The organism is Streptomyces sp. NPDC001770 (genome assembly GCF_053596135.1).
In genome coordinates, this window is sequence record NZ_JBSFFN010000012.1 from 53,775 (window position 1) to 73,614 (window position 19,840).

The window sequence follows — 19,840 nt, forward strand, 5'->3', positions numbered from 1 at the left end:
CACGGCCGACGCCGAGTGTCAGCCTCACCGCACGGATCACCGCCGGCCGGCAGCCGCAGCATCAAAGATCTCTTTGATCTACACCCCCTTCGGAAGGCAGAGAGTGTCCTCTTCCATCACCACGCCCGAGGGCATCATCAACCCGCCGATTGATGAGCTCCTCGAGGCCACCGACTCGAAGTACAGCCTCGTGATCTACGCCGCCAAGCGCGCGCGCCAGATCAACGCGTACTACTCGCAGCTCGGTGAAGGCCTCCTCGAGTACGTCGGTCCGCTCGTCGACACCCACGTCCACGAGAAGCCGCTGTCGATCGCGCTCCGCGAGATCAACGCCGGCCTGCTGACCTCCGAGGCCATCGAGGGCCCCGCGCAGTAAGCAGCCGCACCTCCTGCCCCAGGCGGGAAGAACGCACCTTCACCCCGGGCCCGGCGGATCATCCGCCGGGCCCGGGGTGTGTCCGTGTGCGGGCGGAGACCCGGCCCGCCGGACACCGGTCCGCGCCGGTGGGGCAGCATGGAAGGACACCGAGCCGAGTGCGGGGAGACGCAGTGGAGAAGCCGAAGGTCGTTCTGGGGGTCAGCGGAGGCATCGCCGCGTACAAGGCGTGCGAGCTGCTCCGCCGGCTGACCGAGTCCGGGCACGACGTGACCGTGGTGCCCACCGCGGCCTCGCTGCACTTCGTCGGCGCCGCGACCTGGTCCGCGCTCTCCGGACACCCGGTCTCCACCGAGGTCTGGAACGACGTCCACGAGGTGCCCCACGTGCGCACCGGGCAGGCCGCCGACCTCGTCGTGGTCGCCCCGGCCACCGCCGACATGCTCGCCAAGGCAGCCCACGGGCTCGCCGACGACCTGCTCACCAACACCCTGCTCACGGCCCGCTGCCCGGTCGTGTTCGCGCCCGCCATGCACACGGAGATGTGGGAGCACCCCGCCACCCAGGAGAACGTCGCCACCCTGCGGCGCCGGGGCGCCGTGGTCATCGAGCCCGCGGTCGGCCGGCTCACCGGCGTGGACACCGGCAAGGGACGGCTCCCCGACCCCGCCGAGATCTTCGAGGTCTGCCGCCGGGTGCTCGCGCGGGGCGCCGCGGCGCCCGATCTCGCGGGACGCCACGTGGTGGTCAGCGCCGGAGGCACCCGCGAGCCGCTCGACCCCGTCCGCTACCTGGGCAACCGTTCCTCCGGCAAGCAGGGGTACGCCCTCGCGCGCACGGCCGTAGCCCGCGGCGCCCGGGTCACCCTGGTCGAGGCGAACACCGGTCTGCCGGACCCGGCCGGCGCCGACGTCGTCCACGTGGGCACCGCGGTCCAGCTGCGGGAGGCCGTCCTGAAGGCGGCCGCCGGCGCGGACGCCGTGGTGATGGCCGCCGCCGTCGCCGACTTCCGGCCCGCCGTGTACGCCACGGGCAAGATCAAGAAGCGCGACGACCAAGCGGATCCGGTCATTGAGCTCCTGCGGAATCCGGACATCCTCGCCGAGCTCTCCGCCGAACGGGCCGCACCCGGACAGGTGGTCGTGGGATTCGCCGCGGAGACCGACGACGTGCTCGCCAACGGGCGCGCGAAGCTCCACCGCAAGGGGTGTGACCTCCTCGTCGTCAACGAGGTGGGGGAGCGCAAGACCTTCGGGTCCCAGGACAACGAAGCGGTGGTCCTGGCCGCGGACGGAGGCGAGAAGCCCGTGCCGCACGGGCCCAAGGAGGCCCTCGCCGACACTGTGTGGGATCTGGTAGCCGTACGTTTCCCGGGGTAGATTCACCCCCGCCGCACCCGCGGCCGGGGCGGAGGAGAAAATAGGGCTCCAGAGTGCTTCCGCAGGAGGGCCCGACCCCCCGAATTCGTCAGTGCCGCACGTCACAGCGCTCCCAAGGGGCGAGACGCGTGGCCCAACCGTCGGAAGCGACCGATAAACTGGTCGCGGAACGTGCCGGGCGCAGCTCCCGACCGTCCACCCATGATCAGCCAGCAGCCGCTGCAACCCCAGGGAGCGATGTGTCCCGCCGTCTCTTCACCTCGGAATCCGTCACCGAGGGTCACCCCGACAAGATCGCTGACCAGATCAGCGACACGATTCTCGACGCGCTCCTGCGCGAGGACCCCACCTCGCGCGTCGCCGTCGAAACCTTGATCACCACTGGTCTGGTGCATGTCGCGGGTGAGGTCACGACCAAGGCCTACGCCGACATTCCCAACCTCGTGCGCAACAAGATCCTGGAGATCGGCTACGACTCCTCCAAGAAGGGCTTCGACGGCGCGTCCTGCGGCGTTTCGGTGTCCATCGGAGCGCAGTCCCCGGACATCGCCCAGGGTGTCGACACCGCGTACGAGAAGCGGGTGCTGGGTGCGGCAGCCGTCGAGGACGACGAGCTCGACAAGCAGGGCGCCGGCGACCAGGGCCTGATGTTCGGTTACGCCTGCGACGAGACGCCCGAGCTGATGCCGCTCCCGATCTACGTGGCGCACCGGCTCTCCCGCCGGCTCTCCGAGGTCCGCAAGAACGGCACCATCCCCTACCTGCGCCCCGACGGCAAGACGCAGGTCACCATCGAGTACGACGGCGACAAGGCCGTCCGCCTCGACACGGTCGTGGTGTCCTCGCAGCACGCCTCGGACATCGACCTCGACTCGCTGCTCGCCCCCGACATCCGCGAGTTCGTCGTGGAGCACGTGCTCGCGCAGCTCATCGAGGACGGCATCAAGCTCGACACCGAGGGCTACCGCCTCCTGGTGAACCCGACCGGCCGCTTCGAGATCGGCGGCCCGATGGGCGACGCCGGCCTCACCGGCCGCAAGATCATCATCGACACCTACGGCGGCATGGCCCGCCACGGTGGCGGCGCCTTCTCGGGCAAGGACCCGTCGAAGGTCGACCGTTCGGCCGCGTACGCCATGCGCTGGGTGGCCAAGAACGTCGTCGCCGCCGGGCTCGCCGCCCGCTGCGAGGTACAGGTCGCGTACGCGATCGGCAAGGCCGAGCCGGTCGGTCTGTTCGTCGAGACCTTCGGCACCGCCGCGGTCGACACCGACAAGATCGAGCACGCCATCGGCGAGGTCTTCGACCTCCGCCCGGCCGCGATCATCCGCGACCTGAACCTGCTCCGCCCGATCTATGCGCAGACGGCGGCGTACGGCCACTTCGGCCGCGAGCTCCCCGACTTCACCTGGGAGCGCACCGACCGGGTGGACGCGCTGCGCGCCGCCGCCGGTCTCTGACCGCGCCGGTCCGCACGAGGACCCGCAGGCGTACATACGGCCGGGGCCCGGACACCGTCACCACGGTGTCCGGGCCCCGGCCGTCGCCGTGACCCCCGCACTGTCGGACCCCTCTGGTAGGAATGTGGCTGTGAGCAGCGAGGACGGGCGGGCGGACGAGCCCGGGGACGGCATGCCGGAACAGCTTGCCCTCATCCGGGAGACCGTGCGCCGGGCGAACGTGCCGCGCGCCAAGCCGCGTACCTGGCGCGGCGCGCCGCTCGCCGCCGAGCTGCCCGTCGCCCGGGTCCTGGTGAACAAGGGCGTGCTCCACCTCGACCAGTACTTCGACTACGCGGTGCCCGAGGAGCTCGACGCCGACGCACGGCCCGGAGTCCGGGTGCGGGTGCGCTTCGGCGCCGGCGGACGCCAGGTCCGGGGCGGCCGGCGCGAGGGCGGCGGGCTGATCGACGGATTCCTCGTGGAGCGGCGGGCGGAGTCGGACTACCAGGGCACGCTGGCCGCGCTCGCCTACGTCGTCTCCCCGGAGCCGGTCCTCTCGCCGGAGCTGCTGGGGCTGGCGCGCGCGGTCGCCGACCGGTACGCGGGCAGCCTCGCCGACGTGCTCCAGCTCGCGGTGCCGCCGCGCAACGGCCGCGCCGAGAGCAAGCCCTCGCCCCAGCCGCTGCCGCCGCCCCCGCCCCCCGAGCCGGGCAGCTGGGAACAGTACGCCCAGGGGCCCGGGTTCCTGCGCGCGCTCGCCGAAGGCGGCGCACCCCGGGCCGTGTGGACCGCCCTGCCCGGACCGCACTGGCCGCACGAGATCGCCCGGGCCGTCGCGGCCACTCTCTCCTCCGGACGCGGCGCACTCGTCGTCGTCCCCGACGGACGGACGGCCGGACGGGTCGACGCCGCGCTGACCGCGCTGCTCGGGCCGGGCCTGCACGCCCTGCTCACCGCGGAGTCCGGCCCGGAGAAGCGGTACCGCCAGTGGCTCGCCGTCCGGCGCGGCTCGGTGCGGGCGGTGGTCGGGACACGGGCCGCGATGTTCGCACCCGTCGCGGACCTGGGCCTCGTCGTGATCTGGGACGACGGGGACTCCAGCCACAGCGACGACAACGCCCCCTTCCCCCACGTCCGGGAAGTGCTGGAGCTCCGGGCCGCGCACGCGCGGTGCGGGTTCCTCCTCGGCGCCACCGGCTGCACGGTGGAGGCCGCCCAGCTGGTCGAGACCGGCTGGGCCCTGCCGCTGACCGCCACCCGCGACCACGTACGCCGCGCCGCCCCGATGATCCGCACCATCGGCGACGAGCAGCTCGCCCGGGACGGCGCCGCGCGCACCGCCCGGCTGCCCAGCCTGGCGTGGCAGACCGCGCGTGACGGACTGCGCGACGGCCCGGTCCTCGTACAGGTCCCGCGCCGCGGGTACGCCCCCAGGCTCGCCTGCGAGCGCTGCCGCACCCCGGCCCGCTGCCGGCACTGCGCCGGACCGCTCCAGGCCCAGGACCAGCGGGAACTCGACTGCGCCTGGTGCGGACGGCCCGAGCACGCCTGGCAGTGCGCCGCGTGCGGGGCCACCCGGCTGCGCGCGCGGATCGTCGGGGCCCGGCGGACGGCGGACGAACTCGGCCGCGCCTTCCCCAAGGTGCCGGTCCGCACCTCGGGGCGCGACCACATCCTGGACGAGGTGCCGGGCGAACCCGCCCTCGTGGTGAGCACGCCCGGCGCCGAGCCCGTCGCCCAGGGCGGTTACGCCGCGGCGCTGCTCCTCGACGGCTGGGCCATGCTCGGCCGGCCCGACCTCCGCGCGGGCGAGGAGGCGCTGCGCCGCTGGATCGCCGCCGCCTCGCTGGTCCGGGGCCAGGAGGAGGGCGGCACCGTGGTCGTGGTGGCCGAGCCGACGCTCGGCCCCGTCCAGGCCCTGGTGCGGTGGGACCCCGCCGGGTTCGCCCGCCGGGAGCTCGCCGAGCGCGCCGAACTCGGCTTTCCGCCCGTCTCCCGGATGGCCTCCGTCACGGGCACGCCCGGGGCACTCACCGCGTTCCTGGAGAGCGCGAGCCTGCCGCCGGAGGCCGAGGTCCTCGGGCCCGTACCGGTGCCCTCCGCCGGGCCGGGCCGACCGCGCAGGGCCGGGGACGCGCCGCGCGGCGAGACCTGGGAGCGGCTGCTGATCCGCGTGGTCCCCGGGCGCGGCGCCGCGCTCGCCGCCGCGCTGAAGACCGCCCAGGCCGCGCGGACCGCCCGGGGCGGTGCGGAGCCCGTACGTATCAGGATCGATCCGCCCGACATCGGCTGAGGCCGCGCGGGCCGCGCCGGTGGTGTGCCGGGGGCAGCCCTTTCGTCGCGTGGGCCCGGCTGCTCCGGCCCCGTTCCGTCGACGTTCCGGCAGCCGCTCCGTCGGCCGTTGCGTCAGCCGTTGCGCGGGCCGGGGAAGACGCCCGGACGCATCTCCCCGCGCAGCGGCGTTCCCTGCGCGGGCTGCGGGGGCATCGACCGGGCCGCGGGCACGGACGGCACCGGGGCACCCGCGCCGGGCGGGATCCCCGGTTCGGCGGAGGCCGGCGCGGAGCGCCCGGCCGTGGCCTCGGCGGTCTCCCCGGCGGGCTGCGGAGTCGTACGGCGCGCGCCGTAACGGCGGTGCACCGCCTGCTTGGTGACGCCCAGGGCCGAACCCACCGCGTCCCAGGAGAATCCCAGCGAACGGTCGAAGTCGACCGCCGCGGTGACGAGCGTCTCGACACTGTCCCGCAGCTCCTGGGCCAGACGGACCGTGGGGGCCGGGGCCCGTCCGTAGACCACGAAGCCCGCGGACGGCCCCGAGCGGCGCGGACGGTAGACGTTGCCCAGCTGCGCGGTGAGGGTGCGCAGCGCGTCCACCTGCCGCCTGACCCGCTCGATGTCCCGCACCAGGAGATGCAGACTGGCCCGCGCTTGGGCGTCGTGCGTTGCGTGGTCGGCCATGAAGAAGCCTCTCGAACCGGCGTTGAAAGGGATCGGGCCGCCGCAGCGCGGCGACTCGCTTCGGTCAATCTCCTTTGACCAACGCCCGACCCGCCCTTGTGGTCACGCTCTCCGGCCGTTTCCGCATGTGCGCCGGGCGTACGCCGCGTGTGCGCCCCCTCGGGCACGGCCCGGCCCGCCCTGGCGAGGGCCACCACCTAGACTGGTGCGTCGCTCGTCACCGTACGTCCGCCCGAGAGGCAGTCAGCCACCCATGAAGCTCGTCTTCGCAGGCACCCCCGAGGTAGCAGTCCCCGCCCTGGACGCTCTGATCGCCTCCGGCCGCCACGAGGTGGCCGCCGTGGTCACGCGTCCCGACGCACCGGCGGGCCGGGGACGCCGGCTGGTCGCCAGCCCGGTCGCCGAGCGCGCCGAGGAGGCCGGGATCGAGGTCCTCAAGCCGGCCCGCCCGCGCGACGAGGACTTCCTGGCCCGGCTGCGGGAGATCGCCCCGGACTGCTGCCCGGTCGTCGCCTACGGCGCGCTGCTGCCGAAGGCCGCCCTGGACATCCCCGCCCGCGGCTGGGTCAACCTGCACTTCTCGCTGCTCCCCGCCTGGCGCGGCGCCGCCCCCGTGCAGCACTCCGTGATGGCCGGGGACGAGGTCACCGGCGCCTCGACCTTCCTCATCGAGGAGGGCCTCGACTCGGGACCCGTCTACGGGGTCCTCACCGAAGAGGTCCGCCCGACCGACACCAGCGGCGACCTGCTGACCCGGCTCGCCTTCGCCGGATCGGGGCTGCTCGTCGCGACGATGGACGGCATCGAGGACGGCACCCTGCACGCGGTGCCCCAGCCCGCCGACGGGGTCACCCTCGCGCCGAAGATCACCGTCGAGGACGCCCAGGTGCAGTGGTCGGCGCCCGCCCTGCGGGTCGACCGGATCGTGCGCGGCTGCACCCCCGCCCCAGGCGCCTGGACGCTCTTCCGCGGCGAGCGCCTCAAGCTCGTCCAGGCAAGCCCGGTGACCGACCGCCACGACCTCGCCCCGGGCGAGATCTCGGCCACCAAGAAGAACGTGTACGTGGGCACCGGCTCGCACGCCGTCGAACTGCTCTGGGTCCAGCCCCAGGGCAAGAAGCCCATGCAGGCCGCCGACTGGGCGCGCGGCGTCCGCATCGCCCCCGGCGAGCTGCTGGGGCTGTAGCTCCGCGGTTCCGTCACCGGGCCGGAGGCGACGTAGGCTGGGCGGGTTCGCCCCCTCACCATCAGCGGAGCACCTTTCACGTGAACGACCAGCCTCGTCGCCGTCCCGCCCAGCCCCACCGCCGCCCCAAGAAGGACCCGGTGCGGTTCCTGGCCTTCGAGGCCCTGCGGGCCGTCGACGAGCGCGACGCCTACGCCAACCTCGTGCTGCCCCCGCTGCTGAAGAAGGCCCGTGCCAAGGGCGACTTCGACGGCCGCGACGCGGCGCTGGCGACGGAGCTGGTCTACGGGACGCTGCGCCGGCAGGGCACGTACGACGCGATCGTGGCGGCCTGCATCGACCGGCCGCTGCGCGAGGTCGACCCGCCGGTGCTCGACGTCCTCAACATGGGCGTGCACCAGCTGCTCGGCACCCGCATCCCCACCCACGCCGCCGTCTCCGCCAGCGTCGAGCTGGCGCGCGTGGTGCTGGGGGAGGGGCGCGCCAAGTTCGTCAACGCGGTGCTGCGCAAGGTCACCGCGAAGGACCTGGACGCCTGGCTCGACCAGGTCGCGCCGCCCTTCGACGAGGACGCCGAGGCGCACCTCGCCGTGGTCCACTCGCACCCGCGCTGGGTGGTCTCCGCCCTCTGGGACTCCCTCGGCGGCGGCCGGGCCGGCATCGAGGACCTCCTCGAAGCCGACAACGAGCGCCCCGAGGTGACGCTGGTCGCCCGCCCCGGCCGGTCCACCACCGATGAACTCGTCGAGGCCCTGGGCGAGGAGCAGTCGCTCCCCGGCCGCTGGTCGCCCTACGCCGTCCGCATGGCCGAGGGCGGCGAGCCCGGCGCGCTGGCCGCCGTACGGGACGGCCGGGCGGGTGTGCAGGACGAGGGCAGCCAGCTCGTCGCCGCCGCCCTCGCCAACGCCCCGCTGGAGGGCGACGACACCCGCTGGCTCGACGGCTGCGCCGGTCCCGGCGGCAAGGCCGCGCTGCTGGCCGCACTCGCCGCCGGGCGGGGCGCCGCCCTGCTCGCCGCCGAGAAGCAGCCGCACCGCGCCCGGCTCGTGGAGCGGGCCCTGGCCGGCAACCCCGGCCCGTACCAGGTGATCACCGCCGACGGCACCCGACCGCCGTGGCGGCCCGGCAGCTTCGACCGCATCCTCATGGACGTGCCGTGCTCCGGCCTGGGCGCGCTGCGCCGCCGCCCCGAGGCGCGCTGGCGCCGCCGGCCCGAGGACCTGGAGGGCTTCGGGCCGCTCCAGCGCGGGCTGCTGCGCGAGGCGCTGAAGGCGGTACGGGTCGGCGGGATCGTCGGGTACGCGACCTGCTCGCCCCACCTCGCCGAGACCCGGACCGTGGTGGAGGACGTACTGAAGGGGCGCGGCGGCGACCCGGTCGAGGCGGAGTGGGTGGACGCCCGCCCCCTGATGCCGGGCGTCCCCGCACTGGGCGACGGCCCCGACGTGCAGCTCTGGCCCCATCTGCACGGCACCGACGCGATGTACCTCGCGCTGCTGCGGCGTACGGGCTGACCGCCGGCCCGCCCGGGGAGCCGGTCCCGGGCGGCGCGCGTTGCCCGAACCGTGACCACCCCGTGAGGCTTTGGGGCTCCCTGTGGCGGGGAAGCGGTCCGGAGCATGGCAGGCTTGGGGCATGGCCCAGATCAACCCCAGCATCCTCTCCGCCGACTTCGCCCGCCTCGCCGATGAGGCGAAGGCGGTTCAGGGCGCCGACTGGCTCCACGTCGACGTGATGGACAACCACTTCGTGCCCAACCTGACCCTCGGTGTGCCCATCGTGGAGTCGCTGAGCCGGGCCACCGGCACCCCGCTCGACTGCCATCTCATGATCGAGAACCCGGACCGCTGGGCGCCGCAGTACGTGGAGGCGGGTGCGGGCTCCGTCACCTTCCACGTGGAGGCGGCGGCGGCCCCGGTCCGGCTGGCGCGGGAGATCCGGGCCAAGGGCGCCCGGGCGTCGATGGCGCTCAAGCCGGCGACGCCCATCGAGCCGTACGAGGACCTGCTCCCCGAGCTCGACATGCTGCTCATCATGACGGTGGAACCGGGCTTCGGCGGGCAGGCGTTCCTCGACATCATGCTGCCGAAGATCCGCCGCACCCGGGACCTGATCTCCAAGCACGGGCTCGACCTGTGGCTGCAGATCGACGGCGGGGTCTCCGAGGAGACCATCGAGCGCTGTGCCGAGGCGGGCGCCGACGTCTTCGTCGCGGGTTCGGCGGTGTACGGGGCGTCCGACCCGGCCGGGGCGGTGCGCGCGCTGCGGGCGAAGGCGGAGGCGGCGACGGCCGCAGCGCCCTGGGCATGCGGCCACTGAGCCAAGGGCAGATGAACGAGGCCCGACGCGGCCGATCAAGTTCGCCGGATCTGACAGGATGAACGGCGTAGCGGGCATGTGAACAGCAGTGAGGAGATCGCGGTGTCTGGCATCTCGGCGGGTCGGTCAGCCATGCGGATGGGCCCCGCGGAGCTCGTGCAGGCGGCGGCCATGGCTCGACGGTTCTATCTGGAGGGCAAGTCCAAGATCCAGATCGCCGAGGAGTTCGGCGTCAGCCGCTTCAAGGTGGCCCGGGTCCTGGAGACGGCGCTCGAGCGTGATCTCGTACGCATCGAGATCCGGGTGCCGGCCGAGCTGGACGCGGAGCGTTCCGACGCGCTGCGGTCCCGGTACGGGCTGCGCCACGCGGTCGTCGTGGAGTCTCCGGCGGACGAGCAGGACGACGCCCCCGACCCGGAGAACCTGGGCGAGGTCGCGGCCGATCTGCTCGGCGAGCTGGTGACCGAGGGCGATGTCCTCGGCCTGGCCTGGGGCCGGTCCACCATCCACATGGCGGCGGCGCTCGACCAGCTGCCGCCGTGCACGGTCGTCCAGCTGACCGGCGTCTACGACGCGGGCACGGCCGAGCGCGGGTCCGTGGAAGCGGTCCGCAGGGCCGCACAGGTCTCCGGCGGCGAGGCGCACCCCATCTACGCCCCGATGCTGCTGCCGGACCCGGCCACCGCGGCCGCGCTCCGCAACCAGACGGGGATCGCGCGCGCCTTCGACTACTTCGACAAGGTCACCGTCGCCGCGGTCTCCATCGGCTCCTGGGAGCCGGGCATCTCCACCGTCCACGACATGCTCTCGGACGACGAGCGCTCCCACTACGCCTCCCTCGGCGTCGCGGCCGAGATGTCCGCCCACCTCTTCGACGCCGAAGGGCGCCGGGTCGGCCGTGATCTGGGCGAGCGCTGCATCACCGTGGAGGCCGACCGGCTGCGCCGCATTCCCGAGGTCGTCGCCATCGCGGGCGGCCAGCGCAAGGCGGCGGCGATCGGCGCGGTGCTCCGCTCCGGCCTGGTGACCAGCCTGGTGACGGACACGGCGGCCGCCGAGTACCTGCTGACGGAGTCCGCCGCCGGAATCCGGCCCGCCCTGGAGCGGGCCGACCCGGACGGCCACTGACGGACCTCCCGCACTGCTCCCGCACGGCGGAGACCTTCCCGCACGGCGGAGACCTCCCCGCACGCCAGGAGGCCGGCACCCCGCGACGGGGTGCCGGCCTCCAGGCGTGTGCGGAGCCGAAGCGTTCTCAGCCGCGCGCGTGGCCCGCGTGGTCGGCCGCGATGCCGAGCACGGCCTCCTCCAGGTACTGCCCGGGCTCCTCGTACTGGCTGACGTCGGCGGGGTTGTACCGGGGTGTCTGCCGCGACCAGTCGAGGTTGCCGCGCATCCAGCTGCGCATGCCGTCCAGATAGGGCACGAGCAGGCCGGTCAACTGCGGGTGCAGCTCCAGGAGTTCGTCCTCCGCCGTCAGGAACCTCTCCGTCTCCGTCGCTATCCGGTCCGCGACCAGGTCGAGCGCCTCCTGCTCACCCAGCCCGCGGTGGTGGCGGACGAGGTGGACGAGGTTGTGGATCTCGCCGAGCACCTGCTCCTTCTCGTAGGAGTAGACGTCGTTGGCCCAGCAGACCACGTTGCACGAGGCCTCGAGCGCGGTGATGAACCGGGGGTCGTTGTGGATCGACTCGGGCGCCTCTATCCCGGCGACGATCTCTATGAGGTCCATGCAGACGTGGATCGCCCCGGTGTGACGCCGCTTGGCGATGTACGTCTCCTCGGACGGGACGACGTCGTCCGCGCGGTTCCCGGCCTCCCAGGTGGTGGCCGTGGTGAGGTAGGCGACCAGGTGGAAGGTGAAGCGGGTGCGCCAGTGCGGGGCCACGCCCGGAGTCGTGCGTTCCCACAGGTCGGCCAGGGCCACGACGGCCCTGGGCAGCTCCTCGCCCGGCTCCGTGTCCGGGGCCGTGCCGTCCACGACGGCGCGCATCCTGGCCACGACGTCCCGTACCCGCTCCGGGTCGCGGCCGAGGTGGCCGTCGTCGAGCTGGTCGTCGACGAGAAACAGCCAGACGAACCAGTCGGCCACCAGGGCCAGCCGCTCGGCGTCCGCCGTGGGGTGGACCATGCCGACGAACGCGGCGAAGTCGGCTTGTTCGAATCGCTCGCGCGCGGACTCGCGGTGCACCAGCCCGGTGCTGCGCGTCCAGGTGTCGAGGTGCTTTCGGACGTGCCCGACGTGCGGATTCGTGCGCTGGGGGAACGGGCAGTAAATGTCCGGCAGTTCACTATCCACGGGCGGATCCGGGTCCTCTCCGGTCATTCGCGTGACGGGCGGCCTGGGACGTTCCCTCTCGTGTCCCGGGTGCCCCCAAGACCTGCGGGTGGTGAAACTACCTGACTGCTTATCACCTGGTCCAGCCTGGGAGATCGCCATGTATTCGAATTAAGTTCGATTGATCGGGGGTGGTGTGTACGCGTCATCGGATCGGGGTAGGTTCCGCCGGTCGGGGTATGCTCCCGGGCACCACCGCCGTGGGCTCTTGGAGGAATCTACGAGCGCCGGTGGCCATTGCTGTGCCTTTTCCGGGGCGACCTGCGGCGATTCCCGTGGAAGCATGGGTGTCATGCGTTTTCTCGAACCTGGCACCGGCCGCTACTCAGACACCCCCTCCGTCCCGTACGACCTCACGTACGACGACGTCTTCATGGTTCCGGGGCGTTCGGCGGTCGGATCGCGCCAAGGAGTGGATCTTTCCGCGCCCGACGGCACCGGGACGACCATCCCGCTGGTGGTGGCCAACATGACCGCCATCGCCGGGCGGCGGATGGCCGAAACCGTCGCCCGTCGCGGCGGCCTCGTCGTCATCCCGCAGGACATCCCGATCGAGGTCGTCACCGAGGTCATCTCCTGGGTCAAGACGCGCCACCTCGTCCTCGACACCCCGATCGTGCTGGCCCCCGGCCAGACCGTCGCGGACGCCCTCTCGCTGCTGCCCAAGCGCGCCCACGGCGCGGGTGTCGTGGTGGACGAGGACGGCAAGCCGGTCGGCGTCGTCACCGACCACGACCTGACCGGTGTGGACCGCTTCACGCAGCTCTCCGAGGTCATGTCCAGGGACCTGGTCGTACTGGACGCGGACATCGACCCCCGCGAGGCCTTCAACCGGCTCGACACGGCCAACCGCAAGCTCGCCCCCGCCGTCGACGCGGAGGGCCGGCTCGTCGGCATCCTCACCCGCAAGGCCGCGCTCCGCGCCACCCTGTACACCCCCGCCACCGACGCCGAGGGCAAGCTGCGCATCGCCGCCGCCGTCGGCATCAACGGAGACGTCGCGGGCAAGGCCAAGCAGCTCCTGGACGCCGGGGTGGACACCCTCGTCGTGGACACCGCCCACGGCCACCAGGAATCCATGATCAACGCGGTGCGCGCGGTCCGCGCCCTCGACCCGAAGGTCCCGATCGTCGCGGGCAACATCGTCGCCGCCGAGGGCGTGCGCGATCTCATCGAGGCGGGCGCGGACATCATCAAGGTCGGCGTCGGCCCCGGCGCCATGTGCACCACGCGGATGATGACCGGCGTGGGCCGCCCGCAGTTCTCCGCGGTGCTGGAGTGCGCCGCCGAGGCGAAGAAGTACGGCAAGCACGTCTGGGCGGACGGCGGCGTCCGCCACCCGCGCGACGTGGCCATGGCCCTCGCGGCCGGCGCGTCCAACGTGATGATCGGCTCCTGGTTCGCCGGCACGTACGAGTCGCCCGGAGACCTCCAGCAGTCGGCCGACGGCCGCTACTACAAGGAGTCGTTCGGCATGGCCTCGGCCCGCGCGGTGAAGAACCGCACGTCCGACGAGTCGTCCTACGACCGCGCCCGCAAGGCGCTCTTCGAGGAGGGCATCTCCACCTCGCGGATGTTCCTCGACCCGTCGCGCCCCGGCGTCGAAGACCTGATCGACTCGATCATCGCGGGCGTCCGCTCGTCCTGCACCTACGCCGGTGCGGCCTCCCTGGAGGAGTTCGCCGCGAAGGCGGTCGTGGGCGTGCAGAGCGCCGCCGGATACGCGGAGGGCAAGCCCCTCCACGCCAGCTGGAGTTGATCCGGCCGGTCGCTTCGACCTGAGCAACTCCTGTGCCCCCCGCGGCGATCGACCGCGGGGGGCACAGTCGTCCCCGCGTTGTCCGGTCGCGGTCCGCACAGTCGTTCCCGCGTTGTCCGGTCGCGGTCAGCGCAGTCGTTCCCGCGTTGTCCGGTCGAGGTCCGTCGTCGGCCGGTCTGTTGCTTCAACTCCGTGGTGGCGTAAGTAATATGAGTCCCGTTCAGTCACCCGCCCACTCTGCGGTAAGGGATCTCATGTCCTTCTTCACTGACCTGGCCCATCAGTACATCGACGGCGAGTGGCGGCCCGGCAAGGGCTCCTGGGACATCATCGACTTCAACCCGTTCGACGGGGAGAAGCTCGCTTCCATCCCGGTCGCCACGGCCGATGAGGTGGACCAGGCCTACCGCGCCGCCGAGCGTGCCCAGCGGACGTGGGCCGAGACCAACGCGTACACCCGGCGCGGGGTCCTGGAGAAGGCGCTGCGGATCGTGGAGGAGCGCGAGCCCGAGATCGGTGACGCGATCGTCGCCGAGCTCGGCGGCACCCGCCTCAAGGCCGCCTTCGAGCTCCACCTCGCCAAGGAGTTCCTCCGCGAGTCCGTCCAGATCGCGCTGCGCCCCACCGGCCAGCTGCTGCCCTCGCCGGTCGAGGGCAAGGAGAACCGCGTCTACCGGGAGCCGGTCGGCGTGGTGGGCGTCATCAGCCCGTTCAACTTCCCCTTCCTGCTCTCCCTGAAGTCGGTCGCCCCGGCGCTCGCCCTCGGCAACGCGGTCGTCCTCAAGCCCCACCAGAACACCCCGATCGTCGGCGGCACGCTCATCGCCAAGATCTTCGAGGACGCGGGTCTCCCCGCCGGCCTGCTGAACGTCGTCGTCACCGACATCGCCGAGATCGGCGACGCCCTGCTGGAGCACCCGGTCCCGCAGGTGATCTCCTTCACCGGCTCGGACAAGGTCGGCCGGCACGTGGCGACCGTCGGCGCCGCCCACCTCAAGCGGGTCGTCCTGGAGCTCGGTGGCAACAGCGCGCTCATCGTCCTGGACGACGCCGACATCGACTACGCCGTCGACGCCGCGGTCTTCAGCCGCTTCGTCCACCAGGGCCAGGTCTGCATGGCCGCCAACCGCATCCTGGTCGACCGTTCCGTCGAGGCCGAGTTCACCGAGAAGTTCGTCGCCAAGGTCGCCTCCCTGACCGTCGGCGACCCGGCCGACCCGGCCACCCAGATCGGCCCGCTGATCAACTCCACGCAGGCCGAGGCCGTCACCAAGCTGGTCGAGCAGACCGTCGCCGGCGGCGCCACCGCGCTGCTGCGGGGCTCCACGGACGGCAACCTGGTCGGCCCGTCCGTGCTCACCGGCCTCTCCGCCGACTCGCCCGTGCTCCAGCAGGAGATCTTCGGCCCGGTCGCGCTGATCGTGCCCTTCGACGGCGAGGACGAGGCCGTGCGGATCGCCAACGACACCCCGTACGGCCTGAGCGGCGCCGTGCACACCGGGGACATCGAGCGCGGAGTGCGCGTCGGGCAGCGCATCCACACCGGCATGATCCACATCAACGACGGCACCGTGAACGACGAGCCCATCGTCCCGTTCGGCGGCGTGAAGAACTCGGGCCTCGGCCGCCTCAACGGCGAGTCGACGATCGACTCCTTCACCACCCAGAAGTGGATCTCGATCCAGCGGGGCCGCACGCAGTTCCCCTTCTGACCGTTTCGCGGGATCGGCTCGAGAGACCCCGGGGACGCCCGTGGTCTACTGCGGGGGCGGCAACCGCCGCCCCCGCCGCAGCCCCTCGCAGAGAAGTGAACCGCCCGACGTGCGCCTGAACGACCTCGACGAACGCATCGTCCACGCCCTCGCCGAAGACGCCCGACGCTCCTACGCCGACATCGGCGCCCTCGTCGGCCTGTCCGCACCCGCCGTGAAGCGCCGTGTCGACCGGCTCCGCGACCAGGGGGCCATCACGGCGTTCACGGTGCGGGTCGATCCCTCCGCGCTGGGCTGGGAGACCGAGGGGTTCATCGAGATCTTCTGCAGCCGCAACACCTCTCCCGAAGCGATCAGGAGCGGGCTCTCGCGCTACCCCGAGATCGCGTCCGCCTCCACCGTCACCGGCGAGGCGGACGCCGTCGTCCAGGTCTTCGCGGCGGACATGCGCCACTTCGAGCAGGTACTCGAACGCATCGCGAGCGAGCCCTACGTGGAGCGGACGAAATCGGTCCTGGTGCTCTCCCCGCTGGTCCGCCGGTACGTGTCCGGCCCGCCCGCCGAGTGAGACCCGGCCCCTCCTGCGGGCCGACTGACGCGGGCCAGGTCCGTACCGGCCCCCGGCTGAGACCTGGATCACCTTCCTGACCTGCGACGACGTCGCACGCAACGAATCGCCGCGCAAGGGCTTGTGGACGCAACGGATCGACGGTCGGTGCGCAACGCTCGCGCCTTGTCGGGGGTGTGCGCGAAACGTACCTTCGGATACGTCCCCCGCCGCCCCGCCCGAGGTCAGCCATGCCGTCGTTGCGTACCGCCCTGTTCCAGAGCTCCGGCACCCCCGGAGACGTGACGGCGAATCTCGAAGCCCTCGACGCGGCCACCGCACGCGCCGCCGCCGACGGGGCCCGGCTGCTGGTGACCTCCGAGCTGTACCTCACCGGCTACGCCCTCGGCGACGCCGTGCCCCGCCTGGCCGAACCCGCCGACGGCCCCGGCGCCCGGGCCGTCGCCGCCCTCGCCGCCCGGCACGGGATCGCCGTCCTGTACGGCTACCCGGAGCGCGCGGGAGAGCTGATCCACAACGCCACCCAGCTCATCGGCCCCGACGGCAGGCCCCTCGCCCACTACCGCAAGACCCACCTCTTCGGCGCGTACGAGCACACCTGGTTCACCCCCGGGGAGCGGGCCGTCGTCCAGGCCGAACTCGACGGCCTCCGTGTCGGGTTGCTGGTCTGCTACGACGTCGAGTTCCCGGAGAACGTACGGGCCCACGCCCTCGGCGGCACCGACCTGCTGCTCGTGCCCACCGCGCAGATGCACCCCTTCCAGTTCGTCGCGGAGGCCGTCGTGCCGGTGCGCGCCTTCGAGAGCCAGATGTACATCGCCTATGTCAACAGGACCGGCGCGGAAGGCGGGTTCGAGTTCGTCGGGCTGAGCTGCCTGGCCGGCCCCGACGGCGCGGTGCGCACCCGGGCCGGACGCGGCGAGGAGCTCGTGACCGGCGACGTGGACCCCGCCCTGCTCGCCGCCTCGCGCGCCGACAACCCGTACCTCACCGACCGTCGCCCGGAGCTGTACGGCCCGCTCGCCCGCCCCGTGTGAGGGCCTGCTCCGCGCGGGGGCCCGTCCCGCGCAAAGGGCCCTCCCGCCCCTTCGTCTCTCCCGCTCGTCCCCGCTAGGAGTCCGTACCCCATGACGTCCACGGTGCCCAACGCCGTCCCGCACGCCGACACCGCTCCGCCGATCACCATGTTCGGCCCGGACTTCCCGTACGCGTACGACGACTTCCTCGCCCACCCCGCGGGACTCGGCCAGATCCCCGCCACCGAGCACGGGCAGGAGGTCGCGGTCATCGGCGGCGGCCTCTCCGGCATCATCACCGCCTACGAGCTGATGAAGATGGGCCTGCGCCCCGTCCTCTACGAGGCCGACCGGATCGGCGGCCGGCTGCGCACCGTGGGCTTCGACGGCTGCGACCCGTCGCTCACCGCCGAGATGGGCGCGATGCGGTTCCCGCCCTCCTCCACCGCGCTCCAGCACTACATCGACCTGGCCGGCCTGGAGACCCGGCCGTTCCCCAACCCGCTCTCCCCGACGACCCCCTCGACCGTCGTGGATCTCAAGGGCGAGTCGCACTACGCGCGCACCATCGACGACCTGCCCCAGGTCTACCGCGACGTGATGGACGCCTGGAACACCTGCCTGGAGGAGGGCGCCGACTTCTCCGACATGAACCGGGCCCTGCGCGAACGGGACGTGCCGCGCATCCGCCAGATCTGGGCCCGGCTGGTCGAACAGCTCGACAACCAGACCTTCTACGGCTTCCTGTGCGCCTCGGACGCCTTCAAGTCCTTCCGCCACCGCGAGATCTTCGGCCAGGTCGGCTTCGGCACCGGGGGCTGGGACACCGACTTCCCCAACTCCATCCTGGAGATCCTGCGGGTCGTCTACACCGAGGCCGACGACCACCACCGGGGGATCGTCGGAGGCAGCCAGCAGCTGCCGTCGCGCCTGTGGGACCGCGAACCGGTGAAGATGGTCCACTGGCCACTCGGCACCTCGCTCTCCTCCCTGCACGGCGGCGCCCCCCGGCCCGCCGTCACCCGGCTCGACCGCACCGCGGGCAACCGTGTCACGGTCACCGACGCGGACGGCGACATCCGCACCTATCGCGCCGTCGTCTTCACCGGGCAGTCCTGGCTGCTGCTCTCCAAGATCGCCTGCGACGACGAGCTCTTCCCCATCGACCACTGGACGGCGATGGAGCGCACCCACTACATGGAGTCGTCCAAGCTGTTCGTCCCGGTCGACCGCCCGTTCTGGCTGGACAAGGACGAGACCACCGGCCGCGACACCATGTCGATGACGCTGACCGACCGGATGACCCGGGGCACGTACCTGCTGGACGACGGGCCCGGCAGGCCGGCCGTCATCTGCCTCTCGTACACCTGGTGCGACGACAGCCTGAAGTGGCTGCCGCTCTCCCCGAACGAGCGCATGGACGTCATGCTGAAGTCGCTCGGCGAGATCTACCCGAACGTCGACATCCGCAAGCACGTCATCGGCAACCCGGTGACCGTCTCCTGGGAGAACGAGCCCTATTTCATGGGTGCGTTCAAGGCGAACCTGCCCGGCCACTACCGCTACCAGCGGCGGCTGTTCACCCACTTCATGCAGGACCGGCTGCCCGCCGACAAGCGGGGGATCTTCCTGGCCGGCGACGACATCTCCTGGACGGCCGGCTGGGCGGAGGGCGCGGTGCAGACCGCGCTGAACGCCGTCTGGGGCGTGATGACCCAGTTCGGCGGCTCCACCGACCCGGCCAACCCGGGTCCCGGCGACCTCTTCGACGAGATCGCCCCGGTGGAACTGCCGGAGGACTGAGTCCCGTACCCGCCTCCTGGAGCGGCCCCGACCGGGCCGGACCGGGCGGCGGGTACGGGCCGCGGTTCAGGGCGGCTGCCGCCCGTCCGGGCAGTCCTCAGCGGCAGTCCTCAGCGGCAGTCCTCAGCGGCAGGGCGTCAGCAGGAAGCGGCCCACCAGGCCGGCCGTCGCGTCCGTGCGCCGGCTGAACTCCTCGGCGAGCGGCGGGACCGCCCGCAGCCCCCAGAGCACCTTCGCCGTCGACCAGGCGCCGTCCCGGGCCCGCTGGAGGCTCCAGGACGTCAGCAGATGGGTCAGCGGGTCGGCGATCTCCAGCAGATCCGGTCCGGGCATCAGCTCCTCCCGGACGCGCTCCTCCAGAGTGACGAGGAGGTCGCCCACGCGCTCGAACTCATCCTCCAGGTCCGGCGGGGCGCAGCCGAGCGTACGGCAGGTGTCCACCACCGCCAGTGCGAGGTCGTGGCCGATGTGCGCGTTGATGCCCGCCAGGGCGAACTGAATCGGGCGTACGCCCGGATGGCGCCGGAACTGGAGGAGAGGGCGCCAGCACTCCGGCGCGAGGCCGCCCCGCTCGGCGGTGCCGATCGCGGTCAGGTAATGCCCGGCGAACCGGACGTCCAGCACCGAGGTGGCCGCGCGGCCGGGGAGGCCGCCCGCGTCGAGCTCCCCGCCGATGGCCTCGGTGACCGCCAGGTACACGGCGTTGAAGACCCCTACGCCGTCCCCCTCGGGGCACAGCGCCCCCAGGGCGCGCATGCGTCCGATCACGTCCGCGATGCTGGTGGGTGCCGTCTCCGCGGCCGGGGCCGGGCCGGGCGGTGCCTTGTCCGCGATCTGCTCCAACTGCGCCATGGCAGCAGCGTCCCAGCCGTACTCCCGACGCGGCGCCGACCGGGCCGGAGTTCATCGGATCGGACGAACCCCGGTGCCCCGGAAGGACGGTGTGGAGTGCCGGACCGCGTCCGCGAAGTCCCGGAGCCCACA

Annotated in this window: 16 protein-coding genes; 13 read left to right on the forward strand and 3 right to left on the reverse strand. The window is 72.6% G+C overall.

Features of this window, described 5'->3' with window-relative positions; genetic code table 11:
• Positions 1 to 103 precede the first annotated feature (103 nt).
• From rpoZ to ACWCSV_RS13355, 4 genes are all read left to right on the forward strand, one after another.
• Positions 104 to 376, forward strand: a complete 273-nt coding sequence (gene rpoZ / locus ACWCSV_RS13340; protein WP_003970369.1) for a DNA-directed RNA polymerase subunit omega — start codon at positions 104 to 106, stop codon at positions 374 to 376.
• A 173-nt stretch (positions 377 to 549) separates the two neighbouring features.
• A complete protein-coding gene (gene coaBC, locus ACWCSV_RS13345) occupies positions 550 to 1,755 on the forward strand; it encodes a bifunctional phosphopantothenoylcysteine decarboxylase/phosphopantothenate--cysteine ligase CoaBC (RefSeq protein ID WP_451141596.1) in 1,206 nt (401 codons plus the stop codon).
• Between the two features lie 239 nt (positions 1,756 to 1,994).
• Positions 1,995 to 3,215, forward strand: a complete 1,221-nt coding sequence (gene metK / locus ACWCSV_RS13350; protein ID WP_451141598.1) for a methionine adenosyltransferase — start codon at positions 1,995 to 1,997, stop codon at positions 3,213 to 3,215.
• 172 nt (positions 3,216 to 3,387) lie between these two features.
• Positions 3,388 to 5,490, forward strand: a complete 2,103-nt coding sequence (locus ACWCSV_RS13355; RefSeq protein ID WP_451141789.1) for a primosomal protein N' — start codon at positions 3,388 to 3,390, stop codon at positions 5,488 to 5,490.
• 113 nt (positions 5,491 to 5,603) lie between these two features.
• Here the strand turns inward: ACWCSV_RS13355 and ACWCSV_RS13360 are convergent, their stop codons facing one another.
• Positions 5,604 to 6,155: a hypothetical protein gene (locus ACWCSV_RS13360; protein WP_451141600.1), complete on the reverse strand. Its 552-nt coding sequence runs from the start codon at positions 6,153 to 6,155 to the stop codon at positions 5,604 to 5,606.
• Positions 6,156 to 6,408: 253 nt separating this feature from the next.
• Here ACWCSV_RS13360 and fmt point away from each other — a divergent pair, with 253 nt between their 5' ends.
• From fmt to ACWCSV_RS13380, 4 genes are all read left to right on the forward strand, one after another.
• Entirely contained in the window at positions 6,409 to 7,341 is a 933-nt protein-coding gene (gene fmt / locus ACWCSV_RS13365; protein WP_451141602.1) for a methionyl-tRNA formyltransferase, read from the forward strand.
• 80 nt (positions 7,342 to 7,421) lie between these two features.
• Entirely contained in the window at positions 7,422 to 8,855 is a 1,434-nt protein-coding gene (locus tag ACWCSV_RS13370; RefSeq protein ID WP_451141604.1) for an RsmB/NOP family class I SAM-dependent RNA methyltransferase, read from the forward strand.
• Positions 8,856 to 8,976: 121 nt separating this feature from the next.
• The gene (gene rpe, locus ACWCSV_RS13375; RefSeq protein WP_451141606.1) at positions 8,977 to 9,660 is read left to right on the forward strand and encodes a ribulose-phosphate 3-epimerase; all 684 of its coding nucleotides are present in this window, start codon (positions 8,977 to 8,979) and stop codon (positions 9,658 to 9,660) included.
• A 132-nt stretch (positions 9,661 to 9,792) separates the two neighbouring features.
• Entirely contained in the window at positions 9,793 to 10,788 is a 996-nt protein-coding gene (locus ACWCSV_RS13380) for a sugar-binding transcriptional regulator (protein WP_386892791.1), read from the forward strand.
• 127 nt (positions 10,789 to 10,915) lie between these two features.
• Here ACWCSV_RS13380 and ACWCSV_RS13385 read toward each other — a convergent pair whose 3' ends face one another.
• The gene (locus ACWCSV_RS13385) at positions 10,916 to 11,959 is read right to left on the reverse strand and encodes a terpene synthase family protein (RefSeq protein ID WP_451141608.1); all 1,044 of its coding nucleotides are present in this window, start codon (positions 11,957 to 11,959) and stop codon (positions 10,916 to 10,918) included.
• 331 nt (positions 11,960 to 12,290) lie between these two features.
• On the opposite strand from ACWCSV_RS13385, the gene ACWCSV_RS13390 reads away from it, so the two are divergent.
• The 5 genes from ACWCSV_RS13390 (at position 12,291) to ACWCSV_RS13410 (ending at position 18,856) form a co-directional block, all read left to right on the forward strand.
• Complete coding sequence (locus tag ACWCSV_RS13390; protein WP_451141610.1) at positions 12,291 to 13,757, forward strand: GuaB1 family IMP dehydrogenase-related protein; 1,467 nt, start codon at positions 12,291 to 12,293, stop codon at positions 13,755 to 13,757.
• 254 nt (positions 13,758 to 14,011) lie between these two features.
• Positions 14,012 to 15,469: an aldehyde dehydrogenase family protein gene (locus tag ACWCSV_RS13395; RefSeq protein ID WP_451141612.1), complete on the forward strand. Its 1,458-nt coding sequence runs from the start codon at positions 14,012 to 14,014 to the stop codon at positions 15,467 to 15,469.
• A gap of 109 nt (positions 15,470 to 15,578) precedes the next feature.
• Positions 15,579 to 16,037, forward strand: a complete 459-nt coding sequence (locus ACWCSV_RS13400; RefSeq protein ID WP_327174670.1) for an Lrp/AsnC family transcriptional regulator — start codon at positions 15,579 to 15,581, stop codon at positions 16,035 to 16,037.
• Positions 16,038 to 16,267: 230 nt separating this feature from the next.
• Positions 16,268 to 17,074, forward strand: a complete 807-nt coding sequence (locus ACWCSV_RS13405; RefSeq protein WP_451141614.1) for a carbon-nitrogen hydrolase family protein — start codon at positions 16,268 to 16,270, stop codon at positions 17,072 to 17,074.
• A gap of 90 nt (positions 17,075 to 17,164) precedes the next feature.
• A complete protein-coding gene (locus ACWCSV_RS13410; protein WP_451141616.1) occupies positions 17,165 to 18,856 on the forward strand; it encodes a flavin monoamine oxidase family protein in 1,692 nt (563 codons plus the stop codon).
• Positions 18,857 to 18,979: 123 nt separating this feature from the next.
• On the opposite strand, the gene ACWCSV_RS13415 is transcribed toward ACWCSV_RS13410, so the two are convergent.
• Positions 18,980 to 19,708 carry a DUF5995 family protein gene (locus tag ACWCSV_RS13415; protein ID WP_451141618.1) on the reverse strand — a complete coding sequence of 243 codons (729 nt, stop codon included), beginning with the start codon at positions 19,706 to 19,708 and terminating at the stop codon, positions 18,980 to 18,982.
• Between the last annotated feature and the right edge of the window lie 132 nt (positions 19,709 to 19,840).